At 43.0% G+C, this 13,190-nt stretch carries 11 protein-coding genes; all 11 read left to right on the forward strand.

Going from position 1 to position 13,190, the window contains the following annotated elements; genetic code table 11:
• Positions 1 to 418: 418 nt before the first annotated feature.
• The 11 genes from JMX93_RS07690 to JMX93_RS07740 all read left to right on the forward strand — a co-directional run bounded on the left by JMX93_RS07690 (position 419) and on the right by JMX93_RS07740 (position 13,166).
• Complete coding sequence (locus tag JMX93_RS07690; RefSeq protein WP_443214906.1) at positions 419 to 1,354, forward strand: AraC family transcriptional regulator; 936 nt, start codon at positions 419 to 421, stop codon at positions 1,352 to 1,354.
• A gap of 291 nt (positions 1,355 to 1,645) precedes the next feature.
• On the forward strand, positions 1,646 to 2,701 hold the full coding sequence (locus tag JMX93_RS07695) for a hypothetical protein (protein ID WP_193011281.1): 1,056 nt from the start codon (positions 1,646 to 1,648) through the stop codon (positions 2,699 to 2,701).
• Between the two features lie 81 nt (positions 2,702 to 2,782).
• Positions 2,783 to 3,985 (forward strand): type II secretion system inner membrane protein GspF, encoded by a 1,203-nt coding sequence (gene gspF, locus JMX93_RS07700; protein WP_443510409.1) that lies wholly within the window; start codon positions 2,783 to 2,785, stop codon positions 3,983 to 3,985.
• 470 nt (positions 3,986 to 4,455) lie between these two features.
• Positions 4,456 to 4,923, forward strand: a complete 468-nt coding sequence (gene gspG, locus JMX93_RS07705; protein ID WP_443214943.1) for a type II secretion system major pseudopilin GspG — start codon at positions 4,456 to 4,458, stop codon at positions 4,921 to 4,923.
• A gap of 280 nt (positions 4,924 to 5,203) precedes the next feature.
• Complete coding sequence (locus JMX93_RS07710) at positions 5,204 to 5,767, forward strand: protein-disulfide reductase DsbD domain-containing protein (RefSeq protein ID WP_499204371.1); 564 nt, start codon at positions 5,204 to 5,206, stop codon at positions 5,765 to 5,767.
• Positions 5,768 to 5,834: 67 nt separating this feature from the next.
• Complete coding sequence (locus JMX93_RS07715; RefSeq protein WP_499204372.1) at positions 5,835 to 8,006, forward strand: cytochrome c biogenesis protein CcdA; 2,172 nt, start codon at positions 5,835 to 5,837, stop codon at positions 8,004 to 8,006.
• A 359-nt stretch (positions 8,007 to 8,365) separates the two neighbouring features.
• Complete coding sequence (locus tag JMX93_RS07720; protein WP_499204373.1) at positions 8,366 to 9,793, forward strand: phospholipase A; 1,428 nt, start codon at positions 8,366 to 8,368, stop codon at positions 9,791 to 9,793.
• Positions 9,794 to 9,820: 27 nt separating this feature from the next.
• Positions 9,821 to 10,672, forward strand: coding sequence for a ComF family protein (locus JMX93_RS07725; protein ID WP_499204374.1), 852 nt, complete (start codon positions 9,821 to 9,823; stop codon positions 10,670 to 10,672).
• A 378-nt stretch (positions 10,673 to 11,050) separates the two neighbouring features.
• A complete protein-coding gene (locus JMX93_RS07730) occupies positions 11,051 to 11,536 on the forward strand; it encodes a GspH/FimT family pseudopilin (RefSeq protein ID WP_499204375.1) in 486 nt (161 codons plus the stop codon).
• Complete coding sequence (gene pilV / locus JMX93_RS07735) at positions 11,530 to 12,225, forward strand: type IV pilus modification protein PilV (RefSeq protein WP_443214900.1); 696 nt, start codon at positions 11,530 to 11,532, stop codon at positions 12,223 to 12,225. The genes JMX93_RS07730 and pilV overlap by 7 nt, the downstream gene beginning before the upstream one ends.
• Positions 12,225 to 13,166, forward strand: a complete 942-nt coding sequence (locus JMX93_RS07740; RefSeq protein ID WP_443214899.1) for a PilW family protein — start codon at positions 12,225 to 12,227, stop codon at positions 13,164 to 13,166. The genes pilV and JMX93_RS07740 overlap by 1 nt, the downstream gene beginning before the upstream one ends.
• The last annotated feature ends 24 nt before the right edge of the window (positions 13,167 to 13,190 follow it).

Below are 13,190 nucleotides of genomic sequence, written 5' to 3' on the forward strand. Positions count from 1 at the left end.
TTTTGTGTCTGTATGATTGGTTTTGACCTATCTTATCCCCTGCAATTAAAATTTGTAGACTTATCAGCCCTTTGATTGTCTATCGATTTACTGGCCTTTTGTCTCATTTATTTTTATTATGGTTTTTTTCTAAAAGCTGGCTATCTCCGTACGTGCTTTGTTATTCTTTAACCGCCTTTATGTAGCATAACGAATGCAATACTTTTAGTGACGCATCATGAGAAGATCTTAAAGCCAGTTGACACATTAGGCGTTCCACTAAGAAATGATCCATTGAAAATGATACGAGTGTTAAGAAAGTCAAAAGTCAGTTAAAAAATATATTGAATAGATTAAGTAAGCCTAGGAGCATAGTAGGAATGTAATTGTTTATCTAAGATGCGCTGCTATGGATCTTATATTATTGAGGAAGTGATTGATGGACGCATTGAGCGTATTGCTACAAAACGTGCATTTGTTTGAAACTAAGTATTATCGTTTGAATGGGGCTGGTAATTGGTCTTATTCCATCACTAGGCAAGATACGATTTTGTTTTATTTAGTGATGTCTGGGAGCTTTTGCATTGATGTCGGCCATGGCCTGCGACAGGCGCATGCTGGCGATATGATTATGATTCCCAGTGCCCATAAGCATGTGAGCTATGCCTTAGATCATAATGGTGACGATGCGCTACCGTTAGATGAGTTGCTGACCAATTGTAAGGAACATACGCTTGATATCGATGGTAATGGTGATCCTAACTCGTCTTTGATATTGATTGAATGCAAGTACGATAAAGAGATGATACGTCCTTTATTGTCTGTGCTGCCTCCGATTTTGCCTGAAATAAATGATGAATCTGATGGTAGGTTTGAAGTTATTGATGTCGAGATTAAATTACTGACTTTAGAGGCCGAGCGTGAGCGCATGGGCAAGACCGCGGTTATCAATCATTGGGCAAGTATTATGATGATTGAATGTTTGCGGGTTTATATTGAAAGTTTGCCTGAGGCCACAGAAAATTGGCTAAAAGCCATGAAAGACCCGTTTTTGACCAAGGCGTTAGCAGCGATGCATCAAGCCCCTAATCAAAACTGGACCATTCATAAGCTGGCTGAAGTCGCAGGAATGTCACGCTCAAGCTTTGCGCAGCGCTTTAAAGATACGGTTGGTATGCCGCCATTAACCTATCTAATTGATTATCGCTTGCGCTTGGCTGCCCGATATCTACGCTTGCAGCAAAACAGTATCGGCCGTATCAGTGAGTTGGTCGGCTATGCGTCAGACTCAACTTTTAGTCAAGCATTTAAGCGCATTTATGGCGTATCACCAAAAGTCTACCGCCAACAATATCAAAAACAAAACATCGCTTAGCGTATCGTTAACACGCCAAAAAAGCGTTAAGGTTGCCATTAGGCCCTTAACGCTTTTTTGTTTTTTAATGGTGAAGTATGAGACTTTTATGAAGATATTTCGTCTATTGTTGACAGGTGTTGATAGGGACTATTTTGACGATGGACAGCTGACAATGTGCTTGTGTTCAGGTACTATGGAATAATGAGTCATCTAGGCGCAAACGCTTATTTTTAGCGTAAGATATGTCACTGTATGGTGGTCAGATCGTTTGTTCTAAATGATATTTATTTTTGCTGCTGATGGTATGTTATGACTGAACCGACCGCAAAGCTACGCGCAGGAGCCAATAGCCAACAAGGCTCAGCTGTGTCCGCTAAAAAACAAAGCATTAAGAATCCAAACAACGTCAAACGGGGTCAAAAAGACAAGGCGGGTGCAATACCTGACAAAGCCATGTTATTGTCACTGTTTACGCTGCCAGATATTGAAGAGGCGGTCGTTAAAGAGGCAATAGTCAAAGCTGAGGCTGATGAGTTGTCTAACACTAATACCAATATGCAACCGCCTACTGCTAGCGAGACCAATATTGCCGAGCAGCGTGTGGCACTGTACCGTATCCAACATGAGCGTACGCGATTGTTATATATGGCATCCGCTGCCACGCGACCTACTTATTTGGTACAAACGCTCAAATTACAATTCGCCGAACATCAGCAATACTTGCTGGCACAGCAGCTTGATAAACGCGGCTTGATGGATACCGATGGAGTAGAGCGTCTTTGGCAGCAGCTGCATGTGGTCGATGACATCATCGCTGATATTGTCCGTCATATGCCAGCTCAGCAGCCAGCAGGTTGGCAGTTGACCACTCAGGATGGACGAAACCCGCTATGCTTTGCTACTGTTGGCAAATTAAAGAACAGTAAGCCTATTCGTGATCAAGGCAGTCTAAATAGCTATGTACTTGGGCACTTTGGCGTGAGTAGTTTTACCTATGACCGTGGCTACTATATTGGTCATGTGGTTGGCTACTTATTTAGCTGCTATTTTTGCGCGCATCTGTCTATCAGTTATGGCGTTACGGCGCTTGGTCCGCAGGTCGTGAGTGACTATGAATACGCCAGTCTAGAGACGCCGCATATGGTGAGATTGCTACAAGGTTTGGATGGTTATTGCAAAAAACGTATTTATCAATTGGCGGTTATCTGTGCACGATTGAGTGTGTTTGCCAGTGATAAGCGTATCGAGAGAATGCTCATTGCTGAGGTCAATGATTTCGATAAAAAACTACAGCAGCAGCATTTAGATGTTTTGTTATTACAAGGTTTGATGCCAGACAGTAGCGACTCCACGCCGCTTTTTTAAGCCATTAAGTCTCAATAGCCCACTTTTCTGAGCCCTTATCTATCACCTTTTCTCATTGACTACCTTAGGATATTCGCTGCTATGCCCGCTTATCACTATAAAGCGTTAGATGACCATGGCAGTGTGCAAAAAGGCTTACTCGAAGGCGATTCTGCGCGACAAGTTCGTCAGCAGCTGCGTGATAAACAATGGACGCCCGTTGAAGTCAGTGCTGTCAATGATAGACAAAACCAGAATAAAAACCGCTATAAAAAACCGTCTGCTTACGAGTTGGCATTGCTGACCCGTCAACTATCGGTGTTACTGGCAGCCGGTATTCCACTTGAAGAAACGCTTGCTGCTGTCGCCAAACAATCACCAAAAACCCACATCAAATCTCTCATGCTTGCCGTGCGCTCGCATGTGCTAGAGGGTTTGAGCTTAGCGCGAGCGTTACAGCAAGCCGCCAGTTTCCCACCACTATATATCGCTACCATTGCGGCAGGAGAAAAGTCAGGTCACTTGGATTTAATTCTTAACCAGTTGGCAGATTACACCGAAAACCGCTTTGCATTGCAAAAGAAAATTCAAGGCGCAATGGTCTATCCGATTGTGCTGATGGTGATGGCAATTGGCGTGATTATGGGCTTGATGAGTTTTGTGGTGCCCAAAATTGTCAAAGTGTTTGAGCAGTCCGAGCAAGCGCTACCTCTCATTACCCAAATTGTCCTTAGCTTATCCAACCTCATTACTCAGTGGTGGTGGCTGATGCTGCTAGTATTGGCCGGAACGGCGTTTTTGTTTTATCGCTTTGCCCAAACCCAAGCGGGTAAGTTAGCGATAGACAGCATCGTGCTAAGACTACCGATATTGGCGCGGCTATCCAAAGGGCTTAATGCAGCACGTTTTGCCAGTACATTGGCGATATTGGTACGCTCGGGGGTGCCTTTGATTGAGGCACTGCATATTGGTGCGGCGGTGACGACCAATTTACACATTCAAAAAACCATCATCACTGCGGCTGATAGGGTGACAGAAGGCTCAAGTTTATCGAGTCAATTAGAAAAGTCCATATACTTTCCGCCGATGATGGTACAAATGATTAAAAGTGGTGAAAACTCAGGCGAGCTTGAAAACATGCTCAGCCGCGCCGCTAACATGCAGGAAGCAGAAGCCACCAACTTTATCAGTACCTTGTTGTCGCTACTTGAGCCGTTGATGCTAGTGCTGATGGGTGTGGTGGTGATGATTATCGTGATGGCAGTGATGCTGCCAATCGTAAATATGAATGATTTGGCAGGGTAATGAGCGCTTAAATTCTCTGAGCCTGTGTGCCTCCCGCTCACATTTCTATTGTAGCCATCTTACTAAATCTTGCGCTAGCTTTCTTAAGATTTGCTTACTGTTGTAGATTGTTGACTGAGTCACGTTTTTACTATGGTAAGACCAGCCATCAAGCTATAGTAAGCATCAGTCAAAAGTTATCCTTATCAATGTTAATCAACGAGTCCTAACTAATATTGATGCTTATAAAAGTCAAGGTTCATAACAATATACTGGCGGCGCTGGATAAAAATAAAATCATGGTTTATAGTGATAATCAGTTCAGTGTTCATTAATACGCTGATCATTAATGTTACTTGAACGCCACTTTTACTATTTACATCACCCTGATGCCAAAAGCGATGACAAAAGCGATGACTATAATTGACAAAATTCAAGTAAATACCATGCCAACAAGTGCTATGAATGACGACCAGTTTCAGGCAAGTAATATGAGTGCCAACAAGCCAGCTCCTACGAGAGCCAGTCAGCCACTGCGTATGCGTAATAACCAGTCTGGATTTACCCTCATCGAGATTATGGTCGTGATTGTAATCTTGGCAATTCTTGCAGGCTTAGTTGTCCCGAAAGTGGTGGGGCAAAGTGATAAGGCTCGCGTTAAGACCACTGAAACAGCACTTGCTACAGTATCTAACGCCCTTGATATGTATAAAGTTGATAATTCGCGCTACCCGACTACCGCTCAAGGTCTAGAAGCACTTACCACACCGCCAGCAGAGGCCAAAAACTACCCAGACGGTGGTTATATTAAAGGTGGCTACCCAACAGATGGCTGGGAAAACGAGATGCAATATGTCGCTCCAGGCAGTGAAGGTCGTCCTTATGATTTATTCTCGCTAGGTGCAGATGGCCAGCAAGGCGGCGAAGGTCAAGATGCTGATATTTATGCCCAATTATAAGCATTAGCCTGATGAGTAATGAAAATATGGGTCGCTAGCTATTTTTTAATCAATAGCATGTTTATTGGTTAAGACGGCTCTAATGTTCTCTAAATATCAACCAATAAGGCATTATTGGTTGATATTTTTTATCAGTCAGTAAATTGAGTAGCACTCCATAGGTGGCATTTCATAGGTAGTATCAGGCCATCCATTTTTCCACTATAAAGCTGTACGTTTGATACCAGTCATATCGCCCCGATCATTTGTCATTAAAAGCAGCCAGCAGAGGTCATTATTCATGTTCACAAACCTACCCAATTCACAAGCAGTCACCACAAAAAAACGAGTCTCTAAGTTGCCTCACGCACTTGCAATCATGAGTACTTCATTGATGATAGGGTTGTCGATGGCATCTATGAGCGCTCAAGCTGCAGGTTTGGGCGAGTTATTTGCTAATAATGGTGCCGCCCAATCTAAGTTTTTGCCTGTCGATAAAGCGTTTCAAGTTATTAGCAGCACCACAGCCACCTCTAAGGGCACGCGCTTATCTATTAATTTTGATATTACGCCAGGTCATTATGTCTATAAAGATCAGCTTACTCTCAGTTTTCCTAAAGGCGTGAGTGCAACCCCCTTTACTTTTAGTCAGTCGCCGGTCTCCATTGACGACCCAACCTTTGGTAAGGTTCCCGTTTTTACCCAAAAAAATATGGTAGCAACCACGATGCTGACCACCAACAATGGTAAAGGCGCAAAAAATGCACCGATTATAATTGGCTGGCAAGGCTGTGCGAAAGCTGGGCTGTGCTATCCACCAGAGAAAATTAAAACCACGGTTGATATCGCGGTGACACGCAAATAGACCGCCAGCCGATCGACTCAAATATTGGTAATAAATAGAATATTAGGTAATAAATAGGTAGCTCTTCATGTCCATCAAGACAATAGCAAAAAAACCATCGCTAATAGTACATCGCTCGTCCAAAAAGTCTTATCTATTAGCCTTAGCTGTCTCTAGTAGCTCGTTGTTTACAGGGCTTGTACCGACTGGACTGACGGGATTGGTCGCTACAGGATTGACCGCGACCTCTATGACCACGCAAGCGGCTGGGCTCGGTGATTTATTTAGTAGTGATAAAAGTACTGGTCAAACGAAATTTTTGCCAGTGGACAAAGCTTTTCAAGTCAGTCATAGCAGTCAATCGACCAATAATGGTACGCGCTTGGCTATTAATTTTGACATTACGCCTGAGCATTATGTTTATAAAGACCAAATCAAACTGACACTGCCATCTGGTGTGACGGCTGCGCCTTTTACCTTTAGTCAAAAGCCAGTTTCAATCGATGACCCAACATTTGGGCAAGTACTGGTATTTGACCAAGCGAATATGGTGGCTACGACGACCTTGAGCAGTAGTAGTGGTAAAAGCGTGAACGACGCTGCCGTGGTGATTGGTTGGCAAGGTTGCGCCAAAGCAGGACTATGCTATCCACCTGAAAAAATTAAAACGACGATTGATATCGCTGCTGCCACGCCACAGATTGCAGGAAATAGCGCCAGCACTGCTACTCAAGAGTCTGCTAATAGTAGTCTGACGGATAATGAAAACACCGCCGCCGCAAATGTGACGGATGCCGACAGTCTGGTAGCAGAACAAGCGCTGACTGATGAGGTGGTTGATTATGCGTTGTTGGATGATGAGGCTTTAGATGGAGAGCTTGGCGCCACCAATACGATTTCTGGTGCAGATGAACAAGGAATAGATGGCACTGCGACAGGTGAGGTCTCTGCGACAACCAACAATACCGTTGTTGGAGGTAATGCCACTGATAGCGATCCTTTTGGTTTGGCTTCTCATCCTTGGTTGGCATTGGTATTATTGTTTTTAGCAGGGCTGGGTTTGGCATTGACACCATGCGTACTCCCGATGTTACCGATTGTCGCCAATATCGTTGCGCGTGAGAAAAACCCAACGGTGAAACGTGGTGTTATTCTCACCACCAGTTACGCCATTGGTGTGGCGACAGCTTATGGTATTTTGGGTGCGGTCATCGCTGTGTTTGGTGAGTCATTAGGCATTATCGGCTGGTTACAAAACCCCATTATCTTGATTGGTTTTGCTATCGTTTTTGTATTATTAGCACTCTATATGCTGGGTTTGTTTAGCATCCGCTTACCGAGATTTATTAGCAGTAAAATGCAGGGCTTGAGCCAAGCAGGAGATAGCAAACTTGGTAGTACGGGCGGTAGTTTAATCGCTGGTTTTTTATCTGCGCTCGTAGTATCGCCTTGCGTTTCTGCGCCATTATTTGGTGCGCTGCTTGCCGTATCGACGATTGGTAGTCCACTACTTGGTTTTGCGGCTTTATTTATGCTGGGTTTTGGTTTATCTGCACCGCTTATCTTAATTGGTGCCACCCAAGGTAAAATTATGCCGAAGGCTGGTGAATGGATGAACTGGGTCAAGCAAGGTTTTGCCTTATTACTCTTTGCCGTTGCTTTATTATTAATTGAGCGCGTCTTTATCTCGCCTGTGATGCTGATGGTATGGGCGTTATGGTTTATGGTTGTAGCGATGTGGGCGTGGAGTTGGTTGGGTAAAGGTCGTATGCTGACCCAAGCATTAGGGTTAATCGCCGGTATTTGGGCCACTTGTTTAATCATCGGCGCGGCATTGGGTAACGATGATAGCTTACATCCGCTGGCATCTTTGAGTGCTGCTCCGATGATGCAGACGACGATTGGTCAATCAGCCATGAGTAATACAACAGATAAAACCGTCACGACGCTGACTGAGTTAGATGCAATTATCGCCGCCAACCCTAAAGTGCTTGTCGATGTCACTGCTGAATGGTGTATTGAGTGCCGTATTATGGATAAAAACTTATTTCATAATCGTCCCGCACAGATGCAGGATTGGCAGCTGGTGAGACTGGATATCACAGAAACCACTGACGATTCTAAAGCAATCTTAGCGCGCTATAAATTGTTCGGTCCGCCAGCATTGCTGTATTATCAAGACGGTCAATTGACCAATCAACAGGTAGGCGAAATTGGTCGTTCAGAGTTTGAACAAACATTGACGATGCTTAATAACTGATACTTAATAAAACGAGTAAGTCTTTTCTAAAGGCTTAACAATATAAAAGAGCCAATGTACTATTCATACAGTACGTTGGCTCTTTTATTTTTACCAACGGTTATCTGTCATCCTGACGCTAAGCATTTGGTTTAGCATTGGTTATTCATATTTACATTGGTATAGTGCAGCGATAACGCTAGTATAGTGCACATATTTTCATTACAATAAAGCAACAATGCTGAAGGCGCATTACTCATCGTAATTGCCGACTTCTATGTCTGAATGTCATTGCGCTTATTTTAGCGATGATGCTAATAGTCATACTCATTATCTCATATACTCTGCTGGCGATAATGTCAGTTAGACAAAGGACACTTATGTTTTCCCATATCACTGCAAAGCGCCGAACTGTGCCCCTTATTACCACGCGCCAAAATATTTTACTTCAGACGAAAAAGCATTATTTGAATATTGCTGTTGGTCTAGCGCTAACCTGCTTTACCGTGCAAGTCCAAGCTGCCGATAAAACTCAGAGCTATAATGAGTTACCAGTACCGGAGGCGGCGTTTGAGTATGAAGACTATCAGGTGTCACAGGATGCCAATACAGCTGCGCAAGATCGCCAAGTAGTCAGTAAAGAATTTATCGCTCAGCAAGCGAAATTATTTTTTGAATGTACCCAGGTACAGACCAGTGCTGCGCGTTTGGCTTGCTTTGATAAAGTCGCTGAAGAAGGTAAAACACCGACTTACACCACGACCAAGCAGCCAGTAGATTTGGCAAAAACATTTCAAAGTACACTTTCAGGCAATCCGCAAGTGGTCTTTGTAGAAGAGAAATCTACCATTGCTGGTGCGAATACCACAGCGACTGGTTCAGCCGAGAACGGGCCTACTACGACAGAAAGTCTAGGCACAGTTGGGCTAACGCAAAGAGAAGCACAAGTTTTAGAAAATATTGGAGTCACGCAGACCGACATCGAAAAATATACCCCACTCAGCTTGTCTTATGACCTCGATAAAAATAGTGAGCGTGGAACTTGGACCGTCAGACCATACCGTCCGACCTACGTATTACCACTATTTTATACCTTTGATCCCAACTTAAACCCACGCACACCGTCGCAAGATGTAGAGTCGTTTGATTCTAATGATATACGTGAAACGGAGCTGAAGTTTCAGATATCTTTGAAGACCAAAGTCGCCGAAGACTTATTTGATAGCAGTGCTGACTTATGGTTTGGTTATACGCAAGAGTCACATTGGCAAGTTTACAACGAAGACAACTCGCGACCATTCCGTGCCACCGACTATCAGCCTGAGATATTTTTGACTCAGCCAGTGACGGCAGACTTGCCTTTTGGTGGTCGTCTTCGTATGCTTGGCGCTGGTGCCATTCATCACTCTAATGGACAAGATGACCCGTTATCACGTTCATGGAATCGTGCTTACCTGATGGCGGGGGCAGAGTGGGGCAAGCTATCGGTCGTACCGCGTATTTGGGCTCGAGTCAATAATGAGAGCAGCAGCAGTGAAGACAATCCTGATATTGAAGACTACATGGGTTACGGTGATGTCAAATTCTCATATGACCTGCCTGATCAACAAAGCCTAAGTGGCACTTTGCGCTACAATCCAAGCACCAATAAAGGTGCAGCACAACTTGACTATATTTATCCATTAACTGAAAACGTCAATGGTTATGTGCAATTGTTCCAAGGTTATGGCGAGTCAATCATTGATTATAACCACGAAAACACTTCTATTGGTTTCGGTATCGTACTGAATGATTGGAAAGGTTTTTAGTAGAAATATAGACGATTACGGTTATTTATGTGGCGCTTAGCTCCTTATCAAACTGGACTATGGCTGGCAGAGTATATGGATATACGCTGTCAGTTATGCCGTGTTTATCGCAGCACCTCACAATCTCAGCTATCCCGAAATTATTCCTCATCAAATATCAGCAGTTCATCAACGGCTGACCCCATACCCCACTCCCTAAAAACCCTGCCAAATGATCATTCATTTTTTGCTAATGTTCGGCAGCGCCTCAATGAACATTTTAACAGCGGATTGCTTTGCTCACATTGTCATGACAGTATCGCGTGGCTGCCGAAACCCTTCAATGTTGACATTGCGGCTGGTATTGCGCTACCTATACAAACGGCGACTTATTATGAGTATCCACTGCGTCAAGCTATCAGAGCCTTTAAGCATCATGAAGACATGACCAAATTGCCTTTATTGTTGCATGCTATACGCCAGCTACCACGCCCTCATGGTTGTCATCATGATAATAGCGTGATTGTCGCCATGCCAACAACCGAGCAACGACTGGTCAAACGCGGCTTCGATCCTGTCAGTATTTTATCCGCGCAATTGTCTAAGCATTGGCAGATACCTTTATGGCATGGTGTAACGCGTATTGATGACACTGTTAGTCAGCAAGGGCTTACACGTGCTGAGCGCCTGAGTAATCTAGATAATGCTTTTGCGTTAATCGAAAAGCCTCCTGTGAAACGTTTATTATTGTTTGATGATGTCGCGACCACAGGCGCTAGTTTGCAAGCATTGGGCCGTACACTACTTATCCCGTCTGAAACAGTCACAGTGGCAGATAATCAAGCCAATCATAAATACCATCTTTCTGCCTATGCTTTGGCGCATGGAAATCAGTCTTAAAAGCCGTTCCTCTCTACTGAAAACCACTAATATGTTGCTAATATGTTGCCTTAACGCTATATTATTAAATTAATATATGTCTATTTGTTATTAATTCTCAATATATTGTGCTTATCACTCAATAGAAGCGCTCATAAATTGCTCATAAAATGATAGTTACTAAATAGCTTGCATAACTGCTATGGCTATTATTATTGCTATGCAAAACTTTTGTTAAATATTATGGAACAAAAATTGCAAGATTTTGATTGAATAACTATAAAAAAGACTGGCAAAAATGATATGAAAATATGAATTCATTGTTGATATTTTTGGTTCAGTATTGGTATTAGACAAAAATAGTTATTATAAAATTGCCGTTATAAATAGGGATTTGATGTGAACGCATCTACAAATAATCTACCACGTAAGCTACGAGCAACCAGCTCAGGATTTACCCTGATTGAATTGATGGTAACGATTGCTGTGCTTGCCATTATTGTCGGTATTGCAGCGCCTAGTATTACGAGCCAGCTTGCCAATCAGCGAGTCAAATCGACAACAGCTACGCTTGCTAATGCGTTGAAAGAAGCAAAAAACGAAAGTTTGCTTCGTCGTCAACCTATTACTTTAAGCTATAACGATAGTAGTAATCCCAAAGTGATAAATATTACTGATGCAGATTCGGTGATAATAGCAAGCTACCGTTACGATAGTAAGAGCATTATTAAATCTTCTAAAACTAGTATTGATTTTGAACCTAGTAAGCGTGTTGATGCGGCAGTTACCTACACTATATGTGATGCAAATACATCGACTATACCCAAAAAGGTTAATGTCAGTAAACTTGCTAATATCGATATTAAGACGGGAGTGTCATGCTAACAAATAAAATAACTCATCAGCGTGGTGTTGGTTTGATAGAGGTGTTAGTCGCCGTATTATTGCTATCTGTTGCAGTATTAGGCTTCAGTGCACTACAAGTACGAGCCATCAGTGCAACAGATGAAAGTCTTGTACGAACGAAGTCTTTAACTGTGGTTCGTAACTTGGCTGAAGTGATGCGTGCTTATCCTGAGGCCTATGTTACTGGTAGCGGTACAACTTTCACTAGTTCTGCTTCAGACGTTTCGGGTGCAATACCAACTATACAAGCTGTCATGAGTAGCCCAGCCACCAATACGGTCACTGTCTCTAGCAAAAAAACCAAAGCGGATGGGACGATTGTTACGGATACCAAAACGATTTCGATTTTAGCTTCGGGTGCCAACTGTCTTTCCACAGAAGTTGAAACAGTCAGTGGCAAAAAGATACCAAAACAGCCCTGTAGTATAGATCAGCTTGCTGCTCGAGATGCATTGATGGTCAAAAAAATAGCGGCTGACGAAGAGATTAAGCTTGCGATTACGACATGCCCAGGTACATCAGCAGCAGCTATTCAACAGCAGATGTGTATCGTTACTGCATGGAACGATACAAAGGCTATTATGAGTGATAGCGATACAAAGGCTTGCGCGACAAATAATGGGGTATATAAAACTGGCAGTCACTGTTTGATATCGGAGGCTTACTAATGATTGAGAAAAACCAAACAAGTCATCATCAGCTTAACCGTTATTCAGCAGCTATATCAGGCTTCACGCTTATTGAGCTTATGATTTCTTTAGTACTGGGCCTACTCATCTCCGCTGCAGTCATGCAAGTGTATTTAATCAATACCCGTACCATCACAGTGCAGCAGAGTGCATCAGAAGTGCAAGATAGCACTATTTTTGCCATGCAAGCATTGGAAGATCATATTCGAATTACTAACTTAGGTAATCCTATTACTAGTATTAATGATAAAACCAATCACGGTGGTGTGGTTTTAACGAAAAGTAATTTAGGCAGTGCTAATACTACTGAGGTTAAATATTTTACGGCTAGCACTGGCAGTACAAATTGGACAGGGTTATCTAATATAGACAGCGTTGGCAGTGATCAACTGACCATCCAATATAAAAATATCACTCCAAATTTATTATACGATTGTGAAGGAACTGAAGTGGCAGCCAACAGCAACGATTGGGTTGTTGAACGTTATTTCATACGTTCATCTGGCAATATAACAGGGGAGCTCGCTCTAGCTTGTGATGCCGGACGCGTTGATGATACTGGTATTGTTACTTCTGCTTTCACTGGCGATGGTGAGATTGTCGTACCCACGATCGAACAATTTAAGGTGCTACTAGGTACTCAGACAGGTGTCGATGAATTAACTTACCTGCCAGCTAAGACATACTTAGAGTTGACAGATAAACCGTCGATTACCACTGTTAAGATAGGTGTTATTGTCCGCAGTGACACGCCTTTAATCGCAGATGCTGATAAAGAAACATTTACCCTTCTTGGTAAAGAGCAAACATTGAAGGCTGACAGTACACGTAAGAAATACTATCGCCGTAGTTATGAGTCAACCGTTTTGTTACGTAATGCTCGTGTCATGGCTTTGACGGGCGTCTCTGCTAGTAAATAGTTGTGCATCATCATAAGAAGAGAA

Origin of the sequence: Psychrobacter muriicola 2pS, from assembly GCF_904846535.1 — a bacterium.
Lineage (GTDB): Bacteria > Pseudomonadota > Gammaproteobacteria > Pseudomonadales > Moraxellaceae > Psychrobacter > Psychrobacter aquimaris.